The organism is Ferrimicrobium sp., from assembly GCF_027364955.1.
GTDB lineage: Bacteria > Actinomycetota > Acidimicrobiia > Acidimicrobiales > Acidimicrobiaceae > Ferrimicrobium.
In genome coordinates, this window is sequence record NZ_DAHXOI010000006.1 from 30,937 (window position 1) to 54,464 (window position 23,528).

A 23,528-nucleotide genomic window follows, 5' to 3' on the forward strand; every position below is an offset into this window, starting at 1 on the left:
ACGTTTGTGTCTACGTCGTCGATGATCAAAACAGTTTGCACAACTACGACGCTTGGTTCGAAAGTGAAGACCGCTTTGAGCACTAGATTGAGCTGGTTACGCACGAATGAATGGTGTGGGTTGTGATCAGTGTCGGCGTCAGCGAGGATGATGTGGCTATGGCGACAGGATGGGTGTGATGTGGAATTTGCTGTTCGCAGTTGCGATATGTGTTGGTCGAAGCACTGACTGATTGCTGAACCCGCAGCTCCTGTCGCAAGAGGAAGACTCGACGCGCTGGTGAGCACTTGTTGTCACTGCCGGCAGGGAGGTCTCACTGAGGTCTTAAGGAAAAATCGGAGAGGAAATAACGGGACGCAGGAGGGTCTTCGATGGGTCAGTTCGTCTATCGTATTCACGCGATTCAGCGGATGTTTGAGCGCCAAATCCAGCGATCTGTGGTTGAGGCTGTCGTTGATTCGGGGACAACGATCGAGAGCTATCCAGAGGATACGCCATACCCAAGCCGCTTGGTGTTGGGTTGGGATCGCGGTCGCCCTATGCACGTAGTGGTCGCAGACGATCTGGAGGATGATGAGACCGTAGTCACCACTGTCTATCTGCCGGACCCAATGCGATGGAACGCTAGCTCCTCAAGGAGGCTGCAATGAAATGTGCTATCTGTAAGAGTGGTAAGTTAGAAGAAGGTGTGACTGCCGTAACCGTCGAACGGGGCGGCACTCTTGTCGTGTTTCGTCGAGTCCCTGCAAGAATTTGCCCAAACTGCGGCGAGAGCTACCTCGAAGCAGCAGTGGTGGACGCGGTATGCCAGGCTGGAGATGAGGCCGCCAGTGCTGGAGTAGAGGTCGATGTGCGTGAGTTCCATCACGTCTCGGCATAGGAGGATTCGTCGTTCTCGGCTCCTGACTGGTCTACGAACCGCCGCTATCCCCTGACAAGGAGCTTTTCTTCAGCGAGAGAGCGTGGAAGGCCCCTTACGATGTTGACTTCGTCTCCGTGGTTGATGACCGCCTCCTGGTCGCTAGCGATTTGGGTCGAACATCATGCAGAAGCCGGGGTCTATCAGCGATGGGAATGCACGACTGCGTCGCTCAGGTGGTCACAGCGATGGGGCGCTACTGGCGGAGCGTTGGTGAGCTTTCACTCTTTTGAACTTTGCGACACATATAGAGCCGGTACTCAATGATGACGGGCCCATGACGGAGCGCGCCGACGCTAGCGGTAGCGAGTACCACCATGATCGCTTCGGGACCATAGGCGACCGAAGTGAGGGCATCAAGCGAGAGTGCAGGAAGGCCCGAAAACGTCGAAAATCTCTTCCAATTGCATCTCATTGGAGCGAAAGGGTCTCCCAATGATGAGCCTGTATGCTTTGCTGGCGATGCGGCTTTGCCCAGTTTTCACCGGAGGGACGAAGGGCGGCAAACTCTCTGGCATAGCCAGACTCTAGTGGGGTAGGAAATTTGCATCGTTACCCGCGACGGTGTCGGCCAGCATCTAGTAGCACGCTCGCTGGCTAGACGACCACCCGGATATGTCGTCGTGCGCGGATCATCGCCTTGCGCTCCAACTCGTTGCGCCCACCCCAGATGCCCCTGGATTCACCCTTTGCCAACGCCCACTCAAGACAGTCCTGCTGGACCGGGCAGCCATGGCAGACGCGTTTTGCTTGGTTCTCTCGCAGGCGACGTTCTCCTGGTGCCTCACCCCTTGGCTCATCAGGCGGGAAAAAGAGGTTTAATCCCCAACCTCGACATGAAGCCTGATCCCTCCAGTTTTCGCCTGTCATGTTTCCCCCCATGGTTAGCGAATCGCCGCCTCTCGGCCATTCTGATCAGCATAGAAGCTTTTTGCACGAAAAGTCAAGCTGGAGGAGTGTTCATTAATCGAGGTGATCGCGCCTAAGGTGAGAGGGGTGCAGACAGCGAAGGCGCGCATCATACTCTCAGAGCTTATTGGCGATCCCCGCTTGGTACTCGTGACCGGCAAGGGTGGGGTGGGTAAGTCAAGTGTGGCTCGTCTCATCGCTCTTGTCGCCCAGACGGCGGGTCTGAAACCCTTGCTGGTGCTCTTCGACGAATTTGGTGGTGAATCAGACGGCATTGAACAGGTCATCCTCCTCCCGGATGCCGTGATGTTGGAGTATCTTGAGACCCATGGCTTTGGTCCCTTAGCCCAGCGCCTGTTGAAGTCCGGTGTCATCGATGCCGTCTCGACGGCGATCCCCGGCATCCGGGACTTGTTGGTGTTGGCGAAGATCAAGCAGTTGGTGAACTCTGGCATCTATGATCTTGTTCTCGTGGACGCGCCCGCGTCTGGCCATCTGCTTTCATTGTTGTCATCGCCTGATGGACTCGGTGCGATAGCGACCGATGGGCCGATCGCTTCGCAGAGTGCCGACGTCATCGCTCTGTTGCGGGATCAGGAGTTGACCGGGGTTGTACTGGTGACGTTGCCGGAGGAGACCCCAGTGCAGGAGACGAGTGAGGTCTACACCAACTTGACAACGTTGCTAGCTACCCACGTACTCTCTTGTGTCGTCAACAGGATGCCCGCGATGGTGCATCGACTTGACGATCTGATGCCAGGTTCGGCCGAAGACCGTGCGAATCAGTATTTGACTTCGCGTTCGGACTTTGCGCAGGCTCAGGTCCAAGTGGTTCGTGGTCTGCTCCCCGTCCCTGTCTTTGAGTTTCCCTTTGTGGAGGACGCCACGCAACCAACGAAAGCAGCGAAGTATCTTTTTGATCAGGCAGATCGATGGGAGATACAGTGACGGATCTTCTCGACGCCATCGACTCCAAAGAGACGCTGGTCTGTATTGGTCCAGGCGGTGTCGGCAAGACCACCAGTGCGGCGGCGGTCGGACTCTTGCTGGCAAGGACGGGTCGCAACGTCTGTGTGTTAACGATCGACCCGGCACGGCGCCTCGCCTCCGCGCTTGGTCTTGACCGGGTCGGCAACGAGCCGGTGCTTGCCAGCGAGGATATCCCCAACTACTGGGTGGCGATGCTTGACCCAAAGCAGACCTTTGACGCGATGATCGCTCGTTACTCCTCTTCGGAGGCCCAGGAGAAGGAGATTGTCGAGAATCCTGTGTACCGTAATCTTGTAACACGGTTGTCGGGCACGCAGGAGTACATGGCCTTTGAGCGGCTTTGGGAACTCAGGGAGAGTCAGCGTTTCGACACGATCATTGTCGATACCCCACCCGCCCAAGCGGCGATCGATTTCTTGCACGCTCCGAGTCGGCTCGCGGGATTTTTGGATAACCGCGTCTTCAAATTCATGCTGAAGCCTCCACCTCTTTACTTGCGGCCGATTGCGATGGCGACGCGTGGCCTCGTCAAACAGATCGCAAGTGTGGTAGGGGCCGATGTCGTCAACGACACCATGAGCTTCTTCCAGGCCTTTTCCGGGATCGAAGAGGGATTCCGTGAGCGAGCGCTGAGGACGAGTGAGTTGCTCGCATCGGAGGCGACGAGTTATCTGTTGGTCTCCTCGCCGGCACCTGACTCGCTGGCTGCAGGAAGCCGAATGGTGGAGCTTCTGCAGGGGATAGGGCATGAGGTCAACAGCGTGCTGATCAACCGCATGACGCCAACCTATGCGTCGGATCCGTCCGATCCGAACGCGCCAGCACAGGCCCGTGCAGACCTAGAACGGCTGGTGCGTATGCGCGCACACGAGGGCTTGGCGATCAAGTCATGGGGGCTCGATCTCGCGCTCGGTGGATTCTATTTTCTTGAGGATCTCGCGAGTGATGTCTCGAACCTTGCGGCGTTAGCAGAGGTGGCCGATGCAATGCAACACTGTGCTTTGGTACCCTTCGCAGTCCCCGAGTAGGCTAGTGAGCCATGGCAACCATTCTTCTTGTCACTGATTCACCTGAGCTCGAAGAGGAGCTCGCATCGACCCTTGACGCTGATGAACATACGCTCTACGCTGTGTCAGCGGGCAGAGCAGTCCGAGATGCCGCTACGGAGATCCAACCCGACGTCGTGGTCCTGGATTCACAGATCGGTTCGATGGGTGGGATCGCCGTCTGTATTGATCTTCGTCTAGAGGCGGATGCGGGCCGTTTGGAGCCGACGCGAATCATTTTGCTCCTCGATCGGAGAGCTGATGTTTTTACCGCTAAGCGTTCCGGGGCGGATGGTTATCTCGTGAAACCCTTGAATCCGCTCATGGTGGTAGATGCCGTGGAGGCGGTGCTCGATGGGAACCTTTTCCTCGACAACTCATATCAACCACTGGACAGTAGTCGCGAGGTTGAAGAAGCCTCTACACTGGTAGCTGACGGGAAGTAGCGCAGCTTGGCAGCGCGCAGCGTTCGGGACGCTGAGGTCGCGGGTTCAAATCCCGCCTTCCCGACCATATGAGTACTGCTCCGTTGCGCTTGGCCTCCACGGTGATGTTGGTGCGCGATGCTCCTGCAGGTTTTGAGGTCCTTCTCCTGCGGAGGAACAAAGATCTCGCGTTCGCCGGAGGTGCTCATGTTTTCCCGGGCGGATCGGTGGATGCGGGTGATGGTGATCCGACGCTTGTTGCTCGATGCGCTGGATTAGATCCCGACGAGGCTGATGCCCGACTTGGCATCACAGACGCACTTCGCTTTTACGTGGCCGCCCTTCGAGAGGCCTATGAGGAGGCGGGCATTCTCCTCGTGGCGGATGATCTCCATCGCGCTGCCACTGACGTTGAACAGCAGCTCCGGGTGGCACGGCGTGCACTCGTTGAGGGAGAACGTTCTTTTGGTGAGATCGTGCAACAACTCGATCTTGTGCTTGATGTGGGTGCGCTTATCTATGTCGCGCATTGGATCACCCCAGAGGGCGCGCCAAGGCGTTTCGACACCCGCTTTTTTCTCGCGCGCGTCCCACGCCGACAGCTGGCGACGCCGGACCGCTCCGAGATCGTAGGAGAGGTGTGGATCACGCCAGAGCGCGCCCTTGATGCGTACCATCAAGGACAGTTTGAGCTGGTTCTTCCAACCGTCAAGAACCTTGAGTTCCTCGCTTCCTTTGGTGATGTCGAGACGTTGCTCACCGCTGCGCGCGCACTGACGAGTGTCCCACCCATTCAGCCACGCTTTTACCGACGACCTGATGGCTCGGTCGCGGTCGCGCTTCCCGATACCCCAGAGTATCGTCAAGCCTCAACGACCGTTTTAGGCGCAGGAGAGGCACTGCCTACGCACCCAACTACTGGCCCGTAGGCGACGATGCCTTTAGGAACAGAGGAGTCTGTAGACCCCGATTACCCACGACTGATCGAGCTGATGCGCCCCTTGCGGGAGGGGTCAGTCACGACCACCACTCGGGTGCTTTGGGTCTTGGCTGGGCTCGGTGCTCTTGTGCAGTTCGCGGTACTACTGATCTATTCGCTCAACAAGTTCCATCACTTTGACCTGTCAGAGGACTATGGGATCGTCAATCAAGCAACGTACCTCATCGCTCGCGGCCACCTCAACCCCTTCGACACTATCTACCAGGATCAGTTCTGGCGTGATCAGTTTTCCTTGTTGGCTTGGCCACTCGGAGCGCTGCGACTCGTGGCCCGGTCTGGCATCACGCTGTTGGTCATTCAATCGCTGTCGTTGGCGGCAACGACGTTCGTACTGCTACTCGTCGCTATTCGAGTGCTACTCCGGCAGCACTTCTCCCTTGCGTGGCGGCTGGTCATGCTGGCAGGATTTGGCTTGCTGATCCTCACCGACCCTTGGCTCTATGAGACAGCGTCCTTTGACTTTCACTTCCAGTCGATCGCTGCCCTCACCCTACTCCTCGCAGTGATTGGCTTTCTCAGGCAACGACCATGGTTGGCGTGGATCATGATCGGGTTGACGTTGTTGGCGGGTACGAGTGAGATATTGCTGGTCATTGGATTGGGGTTAGGCCTTCTCCTCCTTGCACAACGGCGTGTCCAGGGTCTTCTAGTCGTTGCGGTGGGGTTGGGGTGGCTCGCCGTCGATCTCATCCTCGGAGCCCATCAATCGACGACCTTTGCGCTCAGTTATGGCTATCTCAGTCAGGTCCACCGCCAGAACCCTTCGTTGATGGCAATTATCGAAGGGGTGCTGGCGCATCCTGGTCTCCCTCTTCATGTCCTCGCTTCGCGACACAGTGCCATCGGTGAGATTCTCGGGTATTCAGGGGTGCTCGGTGTGCTCTTTGGACCGGCCACCATGGTCACCCTGCTAGCGATTGGGGCGAATGGCCTGCAACATTCCGCTGCCTTTCTCTCCTTGCAATCCGGAGGTTTTCAGAACTTTCCAGAGGTCGTGCTGCTTGAGATGGGTACGGTGCTGATGGGCACGTGGTTATTGGCCCGCTTACGGTCCTCGCCACGGTGGGTTCGATGGCCCCTTGGCGGGGCGATGGGTGTTGTGGTCGTGATGATTGCAGCTCTCGGCATCGACGTCGATCGAGGAATTCCCCCACAGTGGTTGACCGTTCCTCCACGTGTTGCGGCGCAGCTACAGACGGTCGCGATCCCAGCCGATGATGAGGTAGTCGTATCGGAGGGCATCGTCGGTAGATTCGCCGATCGAGCCGATGTCTTTGCGATCTTTGCTCGTGATCAACATTTTCAGGCCTGCAGTTCCACGATCTTTGTGGTGGTAGCGGCGCGCAACGGATTCGAGATTGACCCACCGATACGGAGTGCCGGTATCGTGCGTGACCTCGATAACGACCATGACGCTATTATGCGGCTCCGCGACCCGCAGGTCCATGTCTACGAACTCCAGCGGCAACCCGTGGGTGCTTTTCTCTCCTTCTCGTCGGCGAGAGGTGTCAAGGTGAGTCGGGTGCCCGCCTTTGGTGATGAGCGCTGCACCGATGAAGATGGGGCGGCGCTCTCGTAGGGATCCCAGGATGCCTTGGGACCCGGCGGCCGCGGGATCCAGATTGACTCAGCGCCGGTGTGCAAACTATTCACCGATCGTTTGCTCGTTGTTTACTGAGCCTTGGGGAGCGGTTCACGGTCGCTCGGTAGCTTCGAGACAATGATGCAACGTAATCGGTTCTCCCGAGTTCTCAAGGTTGGTTTAGCACTAGCAGGAGCGGCGAGTGTGCTCGCAGCGTGCGGCTCAAGTTCGACGGCGTCCACCTCATCGACGACCAAGACCGCTGCCAAGACCCCCGTGGTGCCGTTGGTGGTCTACGGGGCTGAAGGCTACGCACCGGCGGTGGCCAAGGGGTTTCAGCAAGCGACGGGGATTCCGACGGAGATGGTCAACCATTCAACCGGTACCCTTTTGGCGAAAATATCGGCAGAGGCAGAGAACCCTCAGTGGGGCGTCTTCTGGTCTGATGGCTCGGACGCCTATGCGGCCCTCGATCAACAGCACTATTTGTTGCGTGGTTTCGAACCGACGACTGGGACGCTGACGTCCCTAGGCAAATCGTTGGTTCCTGCTGACGGGAGTTATATCCCGACCGGGATTACGATCGCCGCTGCCTATGTCTATAACTCCAAGGTCACCAAGAATCCGCCAACCTCGTGGAGCAGTCTGCTGACGCCCGCCTGGAAGGGTGCTATCGGGATGAACAACCCAGCGATTTCGGGTCCAACCTATACGGCGGTCGCCTCCATCATGCAACAACAGGGTGGCGTCACGCAAGGTGAAGCCTATTTCAAGAAGCTCGCGGCCAACGGACTTCACATCTACTCGACCAATAAGGTAACGCTCCATGCGCTGCTGGCCGGAGCGATCAAAGTGGCGTTGGTGCAGAACTCCGCTGGTATTGGGTTTGCATTCACCTCCCCAGATCTGAAGGTCGCTTATCCCGACAAGTCAGCGCTACTTCCTGGCGTGATCGGCATCGACGGTAAGGCTCCAAAGGCGGAGATTGCTGAGGCGAAAAAATTTGCCGACTTTGTCTACAGCCCCAAGGGTCAAGCGCTGATGCTCAGCGGTGATCCTCACGGCGATTCGCTCTTTTACCCCATTATCGAGGGGACAAAAGCGCATTCAGAGGTTCCGAACTTGAAGAATATTCCTACGGACTATCCGAATCCGATCGTGTGGGGTTCTCGCGAGGCCACGATTAACGCTTGGTTCACCAACAACATCGTTCAGTAGGTAGTGGTGGTAGCACTTATTGAGCGACCGATCGAACAGCCCGAGCGCTACGAGCGCTCGGGCTCGGTCCTTTCAAGGTGGCTGGGCCGCCTTGCTGAGTTCTTGGGGTGGCCAATCTTTTGGGTGGTGCTCGTTGTTGTACTGCTCGTCCCGACCGCCTGTTTCTTGATCCTGGCCGTCTCACCCCGTCTCTTTGACCAAGGAAGTGCATGGTTTACGGTCAACGCCTTCCGCGAAGCCCTTACCGGTGTCACGTTGCAAGGGATGGCGGACTCGCTGGTGGTTGGGATCCTCGCGGCACTCTTGGCGGTCGCGTTTGCAATCTTGTTGGCTTGGTTGCTCCAGCGTACCAATGTGGGTGGCCGGAGATTATGGTCCATCTCGATCTGGGCGGTCCTCTTAGTGCCGAGTTATATCATCGCTGTGGGTTGGCAGGTGGTGCTTGGACAGGGAGGGGTGTTGGCGGCGGTCGGTCTGTATAGCCCGATCTACACCAAGATCTTCTTCGGCCCTGTCGGCTATACCTTGGTATTGGCTATCAAAGGGTTGCCATTTGCCTACTTCGCCGTCGCCGGGTCAATCGCGGCACTGGGATCGAGTTTTGAGGATGCGGCCCGAGTGCACGGCGGAGGGAGGCTGACTACCCTGCGGGTGATGGTGCCGATGATCCTACCTTCGATTTTTGCCGGGCTTATCGTCGTCTTTGCCGAATCGATCGCTGACTTTGGCACAGCTGCCGTGATCGCTCCCAATGCACACTTCCCGATAGCGACGTACAACCTCTATGTTGCGCTCTCTTCCTATCCAGCCAACTTTGGTGTGGCCGCCGTCATCGGTTTGATGCTGGTTGCGGCGGTGGCTGTTGCCCTGACGCTGCAAAAACGGTTTCTTAAGAGTCGCTCCTATGCGGTCCTCGGTGGAAGAACGAGATCGGCGAAGCAAACGCGTCTGACTCTGCGCGGACAACTTATCGCGCTTGGGGTGTTGGTGGTAGTCTTTTTCGTTGCGCTCGGTGTGCCGATTCTCGGTGCCCTTGTCTCCTCGATGCTCAAGCCCTTCGCGACCCTGTCCCTGCGCAATATGACCTTGAGCGCCTATCGTGGTCTCTTTGGGATCTCGGGACTCGGGAGCTCTCTTGGATTCTCCTTCAAACTGGCCGTACTCAATGGGTTTCTTGCTCTCATTCTCGGTACCGTTATCGCACGGCGACTCTCCAGGCGAGGTACAAAACTGATCGACAAGTTGCTCGATGTGACGGTACTTGCTGCGATCGCTTTGCCTGGATTGGTGCTGGCTGCAGGCTATATTTTCGCCTATAACTTACCGATACTATCAAGTCTTGGTATCGATATCTACGGTACAGTTCTGATACTCATCATGGCGTACCTCGCGGGAGCCTTGCCGTCGACGACCCGTGTCCTTGCGGGACCATTGGCCCAAGTGAAGGGATCACTGCTTGACGCCGGGCGAGTGCATGGGGCTGGTTTGACCCAATCGTGGTGGCGATGTGCCATACCTCTTCTTGGGCCGAGTTTGCTGTGGGCGTGGTTGCTCACTTTCGCGGCTACTTTTCTCGAGTTGCCAGCCTCTGAACTGTTGGCACCCCCTGGTACCCAGCCGGTCGCCGTTGCAATCATTTCGGTGCTCGGCAAGTCCAACCTTTCGCAGGGTACGGCGTTGTCGATCGTTGCACTGCTCATCGATCTCGGCATGATTATCATCATCTCGCTACTCTTCCGCTTTCTAGCCCCAAAGGGCTGGCGACGGCTAGGAGCGAATGTTCTCTAAGGAGTGCACTATGGGTATCACAGGATCATTGGCTCCGAGTCTTCGGATCGACGGAGTATCGAAGCGCTATACGCCAACGAAGCTCGCCCTCGATGAGGTGAGATTCCAGGCGCGCTCCGGCGAGTTCGTCGTCCTCTTGGGGCCATCGGGTAGTGGTAAATCAACATTGATCCGGCTTATCGCTGGTATCGAGACCGTCGATAGTGGACAGATTGCCTTTGATGGCAAGACGGTTGCGGGGCCGGGGAAGCACCACCCGCCTGAGGGGCGAGACCTCGCCATGGTCTTTCAAGATTATGCACTGTGGCCACACATGAAGGCTATTGAGAATGTGGCCTTTGCGCTACGGAGGCTCAAAATGAGCGCAGATGAACGAAGGCGAGCCTCGCTCGAGATGCTCGACCGTGTCGGCTTGGCCACCCATGCCGATCAGTATCCAAATGATCTCTCTGGAGGTGAGCAACAGCGTGTGGCGCTTGCGCGAGCGTTGGTCGCCAAACCGGGGCTCCTTCTCTTTGATGAGCCACTCTCGAATCTGGATGCCGATCTGCGAGAACGGTTGAGGGTGGAGATTGCGAGTCTGACGAGAGAATGCGGCTCCACTGCGGTCTACATCACCCATGACCAATCAGAGGCGTTTGCTCTGGCGGATAAAATCGGAGTGCTCCAAGCCGGTAAGCTCGTTCAATACTCAACTCCTGAGGCACTCTATTCGTCGCCGCAGACGCCTTTTGTCGCACGCTTTACCGGCCTTGCCGGAGAATTGCCGGGCGTCGTGGAGTCTTGGGGTTCGAGCGGGACGATGGTGGTTCGTGTCGAAGATGCCCTCGTGACAGCGCAGGTAGGTGGGCTTTCACCGGGTACGGGCAAGGATCCCGTGGGTGTCTTTATTAGAACAGCGGCGGCGACGCTGAGGGATATCGATACAGTAGACAGCGCCGCCAATCAGTTCCGTGGCCGGATCTGTGATGTGGCGTTCCGGGGTAGAGGCTACGATCACGTCGTCGAAGTCGGAGGCGGGCATCAACTCGTTGGCGTCTTCGCGCGAGAACGTTTTGAGCGCGGAGCTGAGGTGTGTTTGGCGGTCGATCCGGCGGGTTGTTTCGCTTTTGGGGCGAGCTCGGTTGCGGCTCCTGTAGCCTCCGACGCCCAGGACGACAAGATGTTCGCGGCACTCGCTTGAGGTGGTCCGTTAAGTGAACTGCTGACAAAATGCCAACGCCGATCAGGTTTGGGAGGTGTCGTTGAGGGCGGTGATCGTTGCGGGCCGCTCGGCGGTAGGCTATCGCATAGGGCTCGGATCGTCCACTGTCAATGCATCCCAAAGGTGAGCGGTACAGGCTCCCAACGCATCCTCTTGCCGACCCATCTGCTCAAGGATCGCTGAGGTGAGATCGATGACGGCCGGCATGTCGTGGAGAGACTCCCCAAGGGGAATGTGGGCGAGAAGCGGAAGTTGATACTGTGCGGCGATCGCCGCTCCACCGCCTTCTCCAAATGGCGCCAAGCGTTCTCCATGGGGACAGTCGATCCAGCTCATGTTCTCGATGACACCGAGTAGCGCCAGGTTCGCTTTGATGGCAAAGGAGGCCGCACGCTCTGCGACATGACTAGCGAGTGCCGAAGGGGTCGTCACGAGGGCGACCTTCGTCGTTGGCAGGAGACGGGCCAGGGTCATCGGAACATCCCCAGTCCCCGGTGGTAGGTCGATGATGAGATAGTCGGGGTTGGCCCAATTGACATCCTCGATGAAGTGTTGGAGCGCTCGCGATAGCATGAGACCTCGCCACATGATGGCCGATCCTGCTTGTTCCACCATCATGCCCATCGATACCACGGCGAGTGTTCCCGCCCCTGTCGGTGCAAGGTACGGATTGATGTGGAAATCGACTGCATCCCCTTCAGCGCTCAGACGTTCTGTCTGGGCTGAAAGCAGTTGGGGTTGCGAGAAACCCCAAATGTCGGCGTCAAGAACGCCGACATGATAGCCACGCTCGGCGATGTTCTGTGCCACCGCGATGGCGAGTGACGATTTGCCAACGCCTCCCTTCCCCGAGGAAAAAGCGAGCAGTTGGGTCCCCTGTAGGGCTGGTGGAAGATCGGTGGCTTGTGCCCCTTTACGAGCGAGCTGCATGGCTCGCTCCTTCTCCTCGCGGGTTAACTCCGTAAAAGTGACTTTGAGCTGGCGTCCTTCACGGTCTTGGTCATCGATGGCATCGGAGAGACTTCTCTGAATTTGGTTCTTGAGAGGGCAGCCTGGTGTTGTTAAGGCGACCAGTATCGAGATCTGGTGCTCAGTCACCGTTACCGCTTTGACCATGCCGAGTTCCCCAAGGGTCAGGCCGAGTTCTGGGTCCATCACTGCATCGACGACGGCTCGAATCCGAGTCTCTTGGGTGGATGCCGTCGTGTTCGTAGTCATGGTACCCAGCCTAATAAAGGTTCGCTGACGCATGAGGCTCTCGGCAGGGTGTTGGCTAAGGAGGTTCCTCATGGCGCAATCAGTGGCTTGCACGATGTTCGCTAAGAGGTCCTTCTAGCATGACGCCGATCTGCGCTATACTGGAACCATAACAGTGTCTTGAAGGAGTGATCATGGCAATGACATCGGTAAAAATCGGCAAGCGCCCCTCAGTGATTACCCTGACGGATCGTGCCGTGGCAAAAGTTGCTGCGCTGCTCGCCGAAGAAGAGGGGGCGGAAGGTCTCTTCCTCCGGGTGGCGGTCGCTCCGGGAGGATGTTCAGGGTATAGCTATGACATGTTCTTCGATAGCGAACTCGCTGAAGATGACATCGCTGCTACCTTTGGGGATGTTCGAGTTGTCGTTGATGCGGCATCGGCTGAGTTGATCAAGGGCGCCTCGCTCGATTACAGCGATTCCTTGAGTGAAGCCGGATTCCATATCACTAACCCTAACGCGACCCGAACCTGCGGTTGCGGCTCCTCCTTCTCGTAACCACGCTGTCACGCCTCCCGCTATAGGGGGAAGAGTGTCCATATGGAGTCGTAAGCCTACGCGGAGTCGTCTGCAGATTCCGTCGGGAGTCCAAACTTGTAGCCGACAGAGCGAACAGTTTGGATGAGCGCTTCGTAGCCTTCTCCCAGCTTCGCCCGTAACCGTCGGATATGGACGTCGACGGTCCGTGCCCCGCCGTAGTATTCGTAACCCCAAACTCTCGACAGTAGGGTCTCTCGCGAAAAAACCTTACCGGGATGGCTCGCCAGGAACTTCAGGAGTTCGTATTCCATGTAGGTCAGGTCCATGGGGGCCCCCGCAAGAGACGCCTGATAGGTGTCGGTGTCGAGCACGAGCGGACCGATGGTGATCTTGGAATGCTCCTCTGGTTGGCCGTGGCGCACCAGCAGGTGTTGAAGACGTACGGCGAGTTCGGTGCGGTCAAAGGGTGAGACTGCAAAGTCGTCGATCATCCCCTCCCGAAGGGCGAGTTCTTTCACCTGATGTCGCTCGATCAGGAGCAGGAGGACTACGTCACTCTCTCGATGCCTTCTGATCGCTCGGCAGAGGATGACAGCCTGATCGAAATCGGTGGTCGCATCGATGATCACCCCCCCGATCTGATCGGGAAGGGCCGTCTCCTCTGGCCCGATCACCACGAACTCATAACTGGTATCGTCGTAGAAATCGATCACTCTCTCCACATTTTTGGGGGAGAAGACGGCGACGGTGGTCAACTACAGCACCCTCAAGTAACGGGCCAGTTCATACTGCGAGATTCGGGTGTTATACCGATCCCACTCCGAGTGCTTATTACGAATAAACCACTCGGTGACGTGGTCTCCAAGAGTCTCACGGACGAGAGTGGACTCCTCCATGCGAAGCAGCGCCTCCTCCAGTGTGCTCGGCAGGGGCGTGATGTCGAGGGCATCGCGTTTCGTTTCAGGCAGGGTAAACAGGTTCTCTGTCGTCTCACGGGGAAGCTCAAGTTTGTTGGTGAGGCCATCGAGGCCGGCGGCCAAGATCACTGCGAAGGCGAGGTACGGGTTGCAGGCCGGATCAGGCGCGCGGTATTCGACTTGGTAGTTTTCTTCGCGTGTCGAGGGGGCGACCGGGACGCGCACGAGCGCTGAACGATTGTGGTGTGCCCACGCGATGTCAGCTGGTGCCTCATACCCGGGAACGAGGCGTTTGTAGGAGTTCACCCACTGATTCGTGACAGCGGTCATCTCGGCTGCGTGGGCGAGCAACCCAGCGATAAAATGACGAGCCTGTGCACTGAGGCCGTCCGCGGTTGCTGAGTCAGCGAAGAGGTTATCATCGGCATCGAAGAGCGCCATGTGCAGATGCATGCCCGAACCCTGTACGCCGGCGAGTGGCTTTGGCATAAAAGTGGCGAGCACACCGGCATTCGCTGCGATGCGCGAGATGATGAGTCGCGTGGTGATGACGTTGTCGGCCATGGCCAACGCGTCGGTCGCGCGTAGATCGATCTCATGTTGTGAGGGGCCATCCTCGTGGTGGGAGTACTTGACGGCGATGCCAGCCTCCTCGAGCGCGAAGACGGTCTCCTTGCGAATCTCTGATCCTTTGTCGCTCAAGGAGAGGTCGAAGTAGGAACCCTCATCGAGTGGCTTGGTGGTGGTGGGGTCGAGGTAGAAATACTCGATCTCCGGCGAGACAAAGAAGGTGAGGCCCAGCGCATGGGTCCGATCAAGCGCACGTTTGAGTACATTACGCGGGCATCCTTCGAATGGTGTGCCATCCAAGTTGATGATATCGCAGAACATCCTCGCTACCTGGGGCTGGTTGGGGAGGATCGTGAAACTATCAGGGTCAGGCCTGGCGATGACGTCGCTCTCTTGAATGCGTGAGAAGCCATCGATCGCAGAACCGTCGATGATCATTCCCTCGTCAAGAGCGTTGGCGAGCTCGGCCGGCGTGATCTGGAAGGACTTTGGAATACCGAGGACGTCGGTGAACCAGAGTTGAATAAATTTGATTCGACGTTCTTCGACGACATGGAGCACGAACCGGCGTTTGTCCTCATGCATTTTACTTGGATCCACATCGTCACTCTATGGCGATTCACGCGTTGTCAGACCAGTGTTCCCTCGACAGTTAATGCCGCGTTCACACTCTGCCTGCTGCGCCCCTGCCTGCTGCGCCTATGCCTGGCCGCAGAGAGACATGGGTGGCAACTGACAGGCCCGATCGCAGGAGGTATGCATTGGTTGCTGCGCTGCCCTGATCCAGGTTGGTGAGCAACGCGACCCAGCTAGCGGTATGGGGTGGGGTGCTCCGTTGCCTCGAACAAGCAACATGGGGGAACCACTGCTAGCGATGAGGCTGCTGGTGCGGTCCCTCTGTACGAGCACCGAGGAGGGCTCGAAGCGCTTCGGTGACTTGGGTGTCGCTGGCGGCGCTCAGCCGCTGATCGACCTCCTCGATGTCAATCCATGCAAGTTGGTCGATCTCGTGGTCGGGTTCGTGGTCGCCGATCGTCACGATGTCGAGTGCGTAGTAGGTGACCCGCTTGGTCCTCTGGAGCTGGTCTGGGTAGGAGATGACGCAGAGCATGGGGCCAACGGTGGTACGGATCGCCGTCTCCTCCTCGACCTCTCGAACGGCGCATTCGGGAAGGCTTTCTTCTGGTTCGCACTTCCCTTTGGGCCACGACCAGTCATCATAACGAGGTCGGTGAACCAAGAGAACTTCGTAACCACCTGCCTCAGTGGGACGATAGATTGCACCTCCTGCTGCGAGCACCACCATCATGATCACCTCCTCCGGTTACACTACTAGCTATGGCCGTAGCTATTCGGCGGCCGTAGGCGATACACGTGGAACGAGGTGATTTTGACACGATGGCGGCTTGGTATCACACGCGGTGGGGACTGCAATCCGGTGTCATCGGCCTTGGCGCGCTCCTCCTGGCGTCGTGTGGAACCAGCAGCCATGAGGCGCCATCGTCAGCCTCGAAAGCATCGGTAGCGGCCAAGGTCGATCACGGTCGTCATCCGAGCACCCCTCGGCTCCCGGCTCCACTCGCTGCGGCGATGACAGCGTTCTCCTCAACGCCAATGCGCTTTGAGATCGCCGTGCGTGAGCAGGCGCCTGGTGTGATGCATCAGCCGACAGTGTATGGTGCCTGGGATCCGAGTGATCGAGATGGTGAGGTAGCGATCATTGCAGCGAACGGTGGGGTCGAGTCAGCCTATGGCGCTTCGCGAGTCGTCGCGGGTCAATCCTGGAGCCTGATCAGTGGGCATTGGTACAGCGTGGGTTTCGGCCAACAGGAGATCGGCCAGATCCTCGCGGTGGTAGAGATGATGCGCCTGACCGGGCGCCTGCACCCGAGCGCTTCGCAAGTCATCGCCGGAATTACCTGCCTTGGTTATCGTGGGAACCTCACGAAGGACCAGATCGTCGACGCCCTGGAACATGGACGCGGCACGTTGCAACAGGCGTTTGTGGGCGTCCGCCAGCTACATTACTCGATCTATGTGGGTGCCGGTTTCGTCCGCAGTCTTGCGGTGACGGCCGTCCTCACGCATGACCGACTCACCTATCACACCCAGTGGACGGTCACGTTCCCGGGCTGGGGGACGCCGTTAAAGATTCGCCCACCGCTCGCTGCCTCAGTCTTACCAGGGACAGCTCCTAGTGGGGGGCTTCTGCCGCTCTGATCGACAGCGATCTCCAGTGCCGCGCTGGGGTCAATATTGACCGATGTTGATCAGAACCAGAGAGAGGTGAAGGACCCTCTTCACGGGTCTTGGTGCTCTGTTGTTCTTTGGCGATGTTGGCTGCCGCTAGGCGTCTCGGCTGGTCAGCCTCCAGTTGGCGATCAGTAGGACAAGAATGGTGTAGATGGCGAGGAGGCCAAGACCGAGCCATGCACTGAAGGTGTCTGGCTGGGAGTGCACGCTCATCATTGTCTGTCCGATCGTGAAGGGCAGGAACTTGTTGATATCGTTTGCGAGTGAGGTTGGCAGCGCTGTCACCAACAGTGGAAGCACCAAGACTAACGCGACAAAGGTGGTGATCGCGCCAGCGGTATGGCGAACGATGACGCCAAGACCTAATGCAAAGAGCGCGAGAAGCGCCATGTACAGGCCGGTACCCGCGACCGCACGCAAAACATTCGTGCCACCGAGCGATGCGGTCGGTGTCGTGCCCGAGAGCAGAGCTTGGCCTGCAAAGAAGCTGGCAAAGCTCACGATCTCGCCAACGATGACGGCCACGATGGCGAACATGACGATTTTCGCCAGGAGGACCTTAGACCGAGAGGCGGCCGCTGTGAAGGTCGCACTGATAGTGCCAGTCGCGACTTCAGCGGTGAAGACCAAAATCCCGAGCACGCCAAGGGCGAGCTGGCCGAGGAGAACACCCGAGAGGCTTCGCGAGGTGGGGTCGAAGGCCAAGCGGTGTGCTGGACCGACGTGATTCCAGTTCGCCGCGATCGCCCAAGCCCCAAGCGATGAGATACCAATGGTGAGGATCGCGGTGATAAGGAGGGTGAGAATGGTGGAGCGCACCGAGCGGATCTTCACCCATTCCGAAGCGAGTAGATCGCCAAAGCTCTGGCGATGTTGGGTTGTGGTGGTCACACTCATGCGCGTTCCCCTTCTAGCTGGACTGTGGTATGGGATTGGAACTCGACGTCATCTTGCATGAGGCTCATGAAGGCGTCCTCAAGGCTAGCGGAGACGCTCGCGAGTTCATGGAGTACGATGCCTGCTGAAAAGGCGACCTCGCCGATAGCTGCGGTCTCAAGGCCGGTTACTTGTAGGCCGTCTGGGTCCACGTTGGTCATGGTCGCGCCCCGTTGGGCGAGCAGGGCTTGGAGTTCGTCTCGACGTGGCGTTCGTACCAGCGTCGTCTTGCCTGAGTTGGCGTCAATGAAGTTGGCCATGTCGGTGTCGGCGACAAGCTTGCCCCGACCGATGACCACTACATGATCAGCCGTGAGCGCCATCTCGCTCATGAGGTGGCTGGAGACGAAGATGCCACGGCCCTCTGCTGCCAAACCGCGCAGGAGATGGCGAATCCAAAGAATCCCCTCAGGATCGAGTCCGTTGACTGGCTCATCGAAGAGGAGGAGCGGGGCATCACCGAGCAGGGCTGCGGCGATGCCGAGTCGTTGGCCCATGCCGAGCGAGAAGGTGCCCGCTCGCCGATCTGCGACTGAGGTGAGCCCTACGAGGTCGAGCACCTCGTCAACGCGCTGTTTGGAGATATGGTTCGTGGCGGCGAGTGCCAAGAGATGGTTGCGAGCGGTGCGACCCGGATGATAGGCTTTGGCTTCGAGCAGGGCTCCGATGGTCCGTAGCGGATTTTTCAGTTCGGAGAAGTGTTGACCGTTGATGAGTACAGAGCCTTCGCTTGGGTGGTCAAGACCCATGATCATCCGCATCGTCGTCGATTTACCCGCTCCGTTCGGCCCGAGAAAGCCGGTGACCCGTCCCTCGACCACTTGGAAGTCGAGGTGATCGACCGCCAAGGTCCCTTCGTAGGTCTTGGTGAGACCATGCGCTTCTATCATTGCTTGTCTTCTCCTTAGGCTCGTCGCGGTTCAGCCTAGAGAAATTATGCAGCAAGATACTGATAGCGAGCTGAATAGTTGCTGTGTTCAAGTATCTTGCAGCAAGCTGTCTTAACTGATCACCCGGTTCTTGAAACCTCTGATGCCGATGAAGAGCAGGAGGAGGAAGAAGCCGATCAACCCCGCATAGACGCCATAGAGATTCATATGGGGGATGCCGGTGGTGAGCGCTGCGCGCAGGCCTTCGTTGATGTAGATCAACGGATTGATCAGGACCGCCCATTTGAGCCAAGGAATGGTACCAAGGCTGGTCCAGGGGTAGTAGACGGCACCGAGAAAAGTCATTGGCAACAGAATGATTGCGAATATAAAAGCGACCTGTGTAGGAGGAACGATCGTACCGATGGCGAGCCCAAGCGCCCCCGAGAGCACTGCGGCGATGGGGATGATGGTGAGCACAAGTGGCCAATTGACGGAAAGATGCACCGTGGTGGCCGGTATGAAGATCGAGACGATAAAGACGACGAGCGCTGCAATGAGGGCCTGAAGGGCACCGGAGATGATCTTGGCAGTCGCAACGCCCCAGATGGGAACTGGCGCTAACACCCGGTCCTCGATCTCACGCGTGAAAGAAAACTCCTGGACGAGTGGGAGAGCAACGGCTTGAATGCCTTGGGTGATGATGGAGATCCCCACGACGCCGGCAACGAGGAGTGTGGAGAACTTTGCCTCAGCGGCTGCGTTTCCCCCGATCCCCTGTCCGATCTTTGGGAACACGTAGGCCAGTACGAAGACGATGAGGATGGGTTGTGAGATCACTCGTACCAAGAACATGACCCAACGGGAGATCAACACCCGGATGTCTCGGACGACGAGTGACCAGATGGTCTGGGCGTAGTGCGAACGTGTCGCTGTGGTCAGACTCATTATTCTCGTAGGTCCCTTCCTGTAAGCGCGAGAAACACGCTCTCGAGCGATCCCTGTCGGACTGAAAGATTGCGGTAGGTGATCTCCATGGCAACGAGCTCCTTGACCAGCATTGGCAGCAGATCGGTTGGGTCATCGGTGGAGATGGTGAGCTGTGTGCCGGCAAAACCAACGGTGGTGTTTGGCAGCGCTTGTGCCAACATCGTCGCCACCTCCGGGTCGGCCCCCTGGAGATCGAGTGAGATTTGTGCTTGCTTTGCATAGGACCGCTTGAGAGCAGCGGGGGTGTCCAGGGCAAGCACCTGGCCATGATCCATAATGGCGATCTTCTCGCACAGCTCGTCGGCCTCATCCATGTAGTGGGTGGAGAGGAGGATGGTCTGCCCGGCGGCGTTGAGCTCGCGCAGAATCTCCCAAAGCGCCAGCCTGCTCTGCGGGTCGAGCCCGGTGGTGGGTTCATCGAGTACCAAAATGGTTGGGTTGTGCATGACGGCCCGTGCGACCATGAGCCGTTGTGCCATTCCTCCCGAGAGCGCCCCGACTGGTGCAGCCGCACGTTCTTGGAGGCGGAACTGGACCAGCAGCTGATCGGCCTTGACACGGGCATCTTTGGCAGTCATTCCGAAGTATCTGCCGTGGAAGGTGAGGTTTTCGCGGACGCTCAGCGATCGATCAAGGGTATTGGACTGGGGAACGACGCCGAGATAGCCCTTGGCCTGGGCTGGTTTGGCGACCACGTCGATGCCGTTGATCATCACCGCCCCGGAGGTCGGAATAACCCGAGTAGTGATCATGCCAAAGGTGGTTGTTTTCCCTGCACCGTTGGGACCGAGAAGCCCATAGATGCTGCCGCGAGGGATGGAGAAACTGACGCCACGAACTGCGGCGATCGCCCCAGGGTAAGTCTTCACAAGATCCTTGACTTCGATCGCAGGGTTCTGGGTACCGAGGTCGGTGGCTACCATGACTATGTGAGTCCTCTCAAACTTGCCTGCGCACAGGTTAATGTTGCCGTCGGTGCTATCGAACAGAACGTCGATCGCTGTTATTCCGCCATCGAGGAGGCGCGATCGCATGGGGTCGATGTGCTGCTCTTCCCAGAACTGACGCTCACTGGCTACCCGCCGGAGGATCTTCTCCTCCAACCGCAGTTTGTCGATGCGAACGACGCCGCACTGACCAAGGTCGCCCAGTACGTTGGTGACGACATCGTGGTGGTGATCGGTTGTGTTCGACGCGGGGATGACTTGCATAACTCCGTCGCGGTACTTTTCGATCACCGGGTGCAGATGACCTATGATAAGCAGATCCTGCCTAACTATACCGTCTTTGATGAATGTCGGTATTTCCGGCCCGGTGAGCCCCAGCCACAGCTCCTCGAGGTCAACGGCGTCCCGGTTGGTCTTGCTATCTGCGAGGATGCATGGTCTCCACAGGGTGCGATCGCGCAGGCCTCGGCGATGGGTGCTGAGGTGGTGCTCGTGGCCAACGCCTCTCCGTACGAGATGGGTCGACAAGCAGCTCGAGAACGACTCATGGAGGTCCGAGCTTCCGATGCATCGGTGGCGATTCTCTACTGCAACCTGGTCGGTGGTCAAGATGAGCTGGTCTTTGATGGCGGTTCCTTCTTTGTCGATGCGCTTGGCAGTGTCCAGACGAGAGCGGCTCGCTTCGCTGAGGACCTCTTGGTCGTTGATTTTTTGGGGGAGGAGGCCCGTTACCGCAAGCGTCTTCTCGATCCCCGAGGTGGCTTGAGGACCGATGTCAAGCCGGCTGGACGGAGAACAATCACGACTCGACCTGCCCATGCGGGTCCAGTGAGATCGATTGGCCTGTCCAGGCCCATGGAGGTGCCCATCGAGGGTTTCGACCCGGAGGAGGTGACGCGGGCCATGGTGCTTGGGACGCGTGACTATGTGAGGAAGAATCATTCCCCTGGTGTTCTTGTTGCGGTTTCGGGGGGCATCGACTCGGCGCTTGTCGCCGCTCTTGCGGTAGAGGCACTCGGCCCCTCAGTCGTGCAGCTGGTTGCCTTGCCATCTCGTTACTCCTCACCAGGCTCCCTGACCGATGCGACTGCGCTTGCCAAGAACCTCGGCTGCGAACTCGTGACCCTGCCAATTGAGGCAGCCCATCGCACCCTGTCAGAGATCCTGGCGCGCGAGATACCTGTGGAGGGTCTTGTCGATGAAAACCTGCAGAGTCGCATTCGTGGGATGCTGATGATGGCGCTCTCTAATTCGAGCGGCCGATTAGTCCTCACGACTGGTAATAAATCTGAGCTGGCAGTGGGGTATTCGACCCTCTATGGCGACACGGCTGGTGGGTTCGCGGTGATCAAGGACCTCTACAAGACCCAGGTGTACGCGATCGCGGCGCATCTGAACCGGCAGCGGATTGTTATCCCCACTGAGATTCTCACCAAGCCCCCAAGTGCTGAGCTGCGTCCGGATCAACTCGATACCGATACACTTCCCGACTACTCCGTGCTCGATGAGGTGCTGGTCTCGCTCATTGATCGGGACCAATCGGTAGCGCAATTGGTTGTGCGAGGCTTCGACTCCGAGATGGTGGCGCGGGTCGATGCTCTCATTCGTCGGAACGAATACAAGCGAAGACAGAGTCCGGTCGGAGTCCGCCTCTCTTCAAAGGCATTCGGGAAGGATCGACGCATGCCGATTAGCTCCGGATACGAGTGAGCCATGGAACGCCAACGAGTACCCGATTGGGTTGGCGGTTTTGAACAGCCACTCGCGCTTGACGAGGTCCGGGTCGTGATCGACAGAGTTGCACAGCGTTGTATGACGTTGGCACAGCTAATCGTGGCGACTGCCCCACAGCGCCGTCTCGTTCACATCGAGTTCTCCCGTTGGCTCGGTGTTGCTGTTGGAGACCTTATCGCCGTTGCTCCTCATCCAACCCCTGAACTCCTCCGTAACCTCACGCCAGCGGTTCAGCCGCTCGAATCCTATCTCTCTTCGTCGCCTGACACGGAGGTTGCGGCACTCCATGAGGTCCTCGCTCTCTTGGCTGGTGACAGTGGCTGGGGCAATCGGAACCTTGCCTTTATTGCTCGGCAGTTGCACGGAGATCTCAGTTGGTGGAGAACGCTAGCAAATTTATAGGCAGTTTTGCCGTAATGGCTTGGATTATGGCGCTATTCGGTAGAGTTTTTAAAGTGGAATCGAATCCAGGTTTGGTCGTTCGAAGCACGCGTGAAGCCCTGATATCGAGCGGGCAGAGGGAGACGTACCGGCTGTGAGCAGGGAACGACAGGAGCGCGACGAAGAGGATCTCATTCGGCTGTACCTTGGCGATATCGGTACCCATTCGCTTCTCTCAAAGGATGATGAAAGTCGTCTTGGTCGTGAGATGGAGGATGCGAATGAGGCTCGTGAGGAGCTCAACAGCGAGGGTCTGACGACTGAGCGTCGTCGTGAGCTGCTGATCATCGTTCGGCGAGGTGAGTCCGCTAAGCAGGCGTTCATTCAGGGCAACCTGCGATTGGTTGTATCGATCGCCAAGCGCTATCAGGCCTCGGGATTGCCGCTCCTGGATCTAATCCAAGAGGGTAATATGGGTTTGATCCATGCAGTCGAGAAGTTTGACTGGCGTAAAGGTTTTAAGTTTTCCACGTATGCCACTTGGTGGATCCGTCAGGCGATCAATCGGGGTATCGCTAATACGGGCCGAACCATTCGATTGCCGGTTCACGCGGGGGATTCGCTCGCTCGCGTCCAGCGTGCCCAAATGCGACTCGAACTCAAGCTTGGTCGAAGCCCCACCGTAAATGAACTCGCCAAAGAGGTCGATCTCCCCTATGATAAGCTCATCGAGTCGCTGAAGTTTCGTGGCGATCCGGTATCATTGTCGGAGCCACTTCGGGACGATGGCGATGCCGAGCTTGGTGACGTTGTGGAAGATCGTTCTGCCTCCTCACCCTTCGAGGCGGTGGCGGAAGCGATGTTACCCTCTGAGATTGCCCGCCTGCTCTCTCCGCTCGACCAGCGGGAGCGCGATATTCTGAAGTTGCGCTATGGGCTCGATCGGGGAGAGCCCCGTACGCTTGAGGAGGTAGGAGAGTATTTCCACCTTACACGTGAGCGGATTCGCCAGATTGAGTCTCGAGCCATGTCGAAGTTGCGTCATCCCTCTGCAGATATTGGGGCGCGTGACCTCTTGACAGGGTGAGCTGATCGTATTTGCTAGGTGCAAGCT

Annotated in this window: 25 protein-coding genes and 1 tRNA gene; 16 read left to right on the top strand and 10 right to left on the bottom strand. The window is 57.9% G+C overall.

Annotated elements, in window-relative coordinates:
* Positions 1-371 precede the first annotated feature (371 nt).
* Both M7Q83_RS05585 and M7Q83_RS05590 read left to right on the top strand, forming a co-directional pair.
* A complete protein-coding gene (locus M7Q83_RS05585; RefSeq protein WP_298336223.1) occupies positions 372-650 on the top strand; it encodes a DUF4258 domain-containing protein in 279 nt (92 codons plus the stop codon).
* A complete protein-coding gene (locus tag M7Q83_RS05590; RefSeq protein WP_298336225.1) occupies positions 647-880 on the top strand; it encodes a type II toxin-antitoxin system MqsA family antitoxin in 234 nt (77 codons plus the stop codon). The genes M7Q83_RS05585 and M7Q83_RS05590 overlap by 4 nt, the downstream gene beginning before the upstream one ends.
* A 235-nt stretch (positions 881-1,115) precedes the next feature.
* Here the strand turns inward: M7Q83_RS05590 and M7Q83_RS05595 are convergent, their stop codons facing one another.
* On the bottom strand, positions 1,116-1,334 hold the full coding sequence (locus tag M7Q83_RS05595; RefSeq protein WP_298336227.1) for a hypothetical protein: 219 nt from the start codon (positions 1,332-1,334) through the stop codon (positions 1,116-1,118).
* Positions 1,335-1,516: 182 nt separating this feature from the next.
* Positions 1,517-1,789 (bottom strand): WhiB family transcriptional regulator, encoded by a 273-nt coding sequence (locus M7Q83_RS05600; RefSeq protein ID WP_298336228.1) that lies wholly within the window; start codon positions 1,787-1,789, stop codon positions 1,517-1,519.
* A 126-nt stretch (positions 1,790-1,915) separates the two neighbouring features.
* Here M7Q83_RS05600 and M7Q83_RS05605 point away from each other — a divergent pair, with 126 nt between their 5' ends.
* The 9 genes from M7Q83_RS05605 (at position 1,916) to M7Q83_RS05645 (ending at position 11,060) form a co-directional block, all read left to right on the top strand.
* Positions 1,916-2,776: an ArsA-related P-loop ATPase gene (locus tag M7Q83_RS05605; protein WP_298336230.1), complete on the top strand. Its 861-nt coding sequence runs from the start codon at positions 1,916-1,918 to the stop codon at positions 2,774-2,776.
* Positions 2,773-3,846 carry an ArsA-related P-loop ATPase gene (locus M7Q83_RS05610; protein ID WP_298336232.1) on the top strand — a complete coding sequence of 358 codons (1,074 nt, stop codon included), beginning with the start codon at positions 2,773-2,775 and terminating at the stop codon, positions 3,844-3,846. The genes M7Q83_RS05605 and M7Q83_RS05610 overlap by 4 nt, the downstream gene beginning before the upstream one ends.
* An 11-nt stretch (positions 3,847-3,857) precedes the next feature.
* Positions 3,858-4,310 carry a response regulator gene (locus tag M7Q83_RS05615; RefSeq protein WP_298336234.1) on the top strand — a complete coding sequence of 151 codons (453 nt, stop codon included), beginning with the start codon at positions 3,858-3,860 and terminating at the stop codon, positions 4,308-4,310.
* Positions 4,301-4,377 (top strand) — tRNA-Pro (locus M7Q83_RS05620). The genes M7Q83_RS05615 and M7Q83_RS05620 overlap by 10 nt, the downstream gene beginning before the upstream one ends.
* 1 nt (position 4,378) lies before the next feature.
* Complete coding sequence (locus M7Q83_RS05625) at positions 4,379-5,218, top strand: hypothetical protein (RefSeq protein WP_298336236.1); 840 nt, start codon at positions 4,379-4,381, stop codon at positions 5,216-5,218.
* A 6-nt stretch (positions 5,219-5,224) separates the two neighbouring features.
* Complete coding sequence (locus tag M7Q83_RS05630) at positions 5,225-6,868, top strand: DUF2079 domain-containing protein (RefSeq protein ID WP_298336238.1); 1,644 nt, start codon at positions 5,225-5,227, stop codon at positions 6,866-6,868.
* 141 nt (positions 6,869-7,009) lie between these two features.
* Positions 7,010-8,089 carry an extracellular solute-binding protein gene (locus M7Q83_RS05635; RefSeq protein ID WP_298336240.1) on the top strand — a complete coding sequence of 360 codons (1,080 nt, stop codon included), beginning with the start codon at positions 7,010-7,012 and terminating at the stop codon, positions 8,087-8,089.
* Between the two features lie 3 nt (positions 8,090-8,092).
* On the top strand, positions 8,093-9,877 hold the full coding sequence (locus M7Q83_RS05640; RefSeq protein WP_298336242.1) for an ABC transporter permease subunit: 1,785 nt from the start codon (positions 8,093-8,095) through the stop codon (positions 9,875-9,877).
* Between the two features lie 10 nt (positions 9,878-9,887).
* Positions 9,888-11,060 carry an ABC transporter ATP-binding protein gene (locus M7Q83_RS05645; RefSeq protein ID WP_298336244.1) on the top strand — a complete coding sequence of 391 codons (1,173 nt, stop codon included), beginning with the start codon at positions 9,888-9,890 and terminating at the stop codon, positions 11,058-11,060.
* 99 nt (positions 11,061-11,159) lie between these two features.
* Here M7Q83_RS05645 and M7Q83_RS05650 read toward each other — a convergent pair whose 3' ends face one another.
* Positions 11,160-12,299, bottom strand: coding sequence for a P-loop NTPase (locus M7Q83_RS05650; protein WP_298336246.1), 1,140 nt, complete (start codon positions 12,297-12,299; stop codon positions 11,160-11,162).
* Between the two features lie 173 nt (positions 12,300-12,472).
* Between M7Q83_RS05650 and M7Q83_RS05655 the strand changes: the two genes are divergently transcribed.
* On the top strand, positions 12,473-12,835 hold the full coding sequence (locus M7Q83_RS05655; RefSeq protein ID WP_298336248.1) for an iron-sulfur cluster assembly accessory protein: 363 nt from the start codon (positions 12,473-12,475) through the stop codon (positions 12,833-12,835).
* Between the two features lie 56 nt (positions 12,836-12,891).
* Here M7Q83_RS05655 and M7Q83_RS05660 read toward each other — a convergent pair whose 3' ends face one another.
* The 3 genes from M7Q83_RS05660 to M7Q83_RS05670 form a co-directional block, all read right to left on the bottom strand.
* Positions 12,892-13,572 (bottom strand): response regulator transcription factor, encoded by a 681-nt coding sequence (locus M7Q83_RS05660; protein WP_298336250.1) that lies wholly within the window; start codon positions 13,570-13,572, stop codon positions 12,892-12,894.
* The gene (locus tag M7Q83_RS05665) at positions 13,573-14,904 is read right to left on the bottom strand and encodes a glutamine synthetase family protein (RefSeq protein WP_298336252.1); all 1,332 of its coding nucleotides are present in this window, start codon (positions 14,902-14,904) and stop codon (positions 13,573-13,575) included.
* Positions 14,905-15,172: 268 nt separating this feature from the next.
* Positions 15,173-15,613 (bottom strand): NUDIX hydrolase, encoded by a 441-nt coding sequence (locus M7Q83_RS05670; RefSeq protein WP_298336255.1) that lies wholly within the window; start codon positions 15,611-15,613, stop codon positions 15,173-15,175.
* Between the two features lie 65 nt (positions 15,614-15,678).
* Between M7Q83_RS05670 and M7Q83_RS05675 the strand changes: the two genes are divergently transcribed.
* On the top strand, positions 15,679-16,524 hold the full coding sequence (locus M7Q83_RS05675) for a hypothetical protein (protein WP_298336257.1): 846 nt from the start codon (positions 15,679-15,681) through the stop codon (positions 16,522-16,524).
* A gap of 126 nt (positions 16,525-16,650) precedes the next feature.
* On the opposite strand, the gene M7Q83_RS05680 is transcribed toward M7Q83_RS05675, so the two are convergent.
* From M7Q83_RS05680 to M7Q83_RS05695, 4 genes are all read right to left on the bottom strand, one after another.
* Positions 16,651-17,454 carry an ABC transporter permease gene (locus tag M7Q83_RS05680; protein WP_298336259.1) on the bottom strand — a complete coding sequence of 268 codons (804 nt, stop codon included), beginning with the start codon at positions 17,452-17,454 and terminating at the stop codon, positions 16,651-16,653.
* Positions 17,451-18,383 (bottom strand): ATP-binding cassette domain-containing protein, encoded by a 933-nt coding sequence (locus M7Q83_RS05685; protein WP_298336262.1) that lies wholly within the window; start codon positions 18,381-18,383, stop codon positions 17,451-17,453. Before M7Q83_RS05685 ends, M7Q83_RS05680 begins: the two co-directional genes overlap by 4 nt.
* 111 nt (positions 18,384-18,494) lie before the next feature.
* Positions 18,495-19,310, bottom strand: a complete 816-nt coding sequence (locus tag M7Q83_RS05690; RefSeq protein WP_298336265.1) for an ABC transporter permease — start codon at positions 19,308-19,310, stop codon at positions 18,495-18,497.
* Positions 19,310-20,275 (bottom strand): ABC transporter ATP-binding protein, encoded by a 966-nt coding sequence (locus M7Q83_RS05695; protein ID WP_298336267.1) that lies wholly within the window; start codon positions 20,273-20,275, stop codon positions 19,310-19,312. The genes M7Q83_RS05690 and M7Q83_RS05695 overlap by 1 nt, the downstream gene beginning before the upstream one ends.
* Before the next feature lie 6 nt (positions 20,276-20,281).
* Here M7Q83_RS05695 and M7Q83_RS05700 point away from each other — a divergent pair, with 6 nt between their 5' ends.
* The 3 genes from M7Q83_RS05700 (at position 20,282) to M7Q83_RS05710 (ending at position 23,501) form a co-directional block, all read left to right on the top strand.
* Entirely contained in the window at positions 20,282-22,009 is a 1,728-nt protein-coding gene (locus M7Q83_RS05700; protein WP_298336269.1) for an NAD+ synthase, read from the top strand.
* Positions 22,010-22,012: 3 nt separating this feature from the next.
* Positions 22,013-22,435: a hypothetical protein gene (locus tag M7Q83_RS05705; protein WP_298336271.1), complete on the top strand. Its 423-nt coding sequence runs from the start codon at positions 22,013-22,015 to the stop codon at positions 22,433-22,435.
* A gap of 133 nt (positions 22,436-22,568) precedes the next feature.
* Entirely contained in the window at positions 22,569-23,501 is a 933-nt protein-coding gene (locus tag M7Q83_RS05710) for a sigma-70 family RNA polymerase sigma factor (RefSeq protein ID WP_298336273.1), read from the top strand.
* The last annotated feature ends 27 nt before the right edge of the window (positions 23,502-23,528 follow it).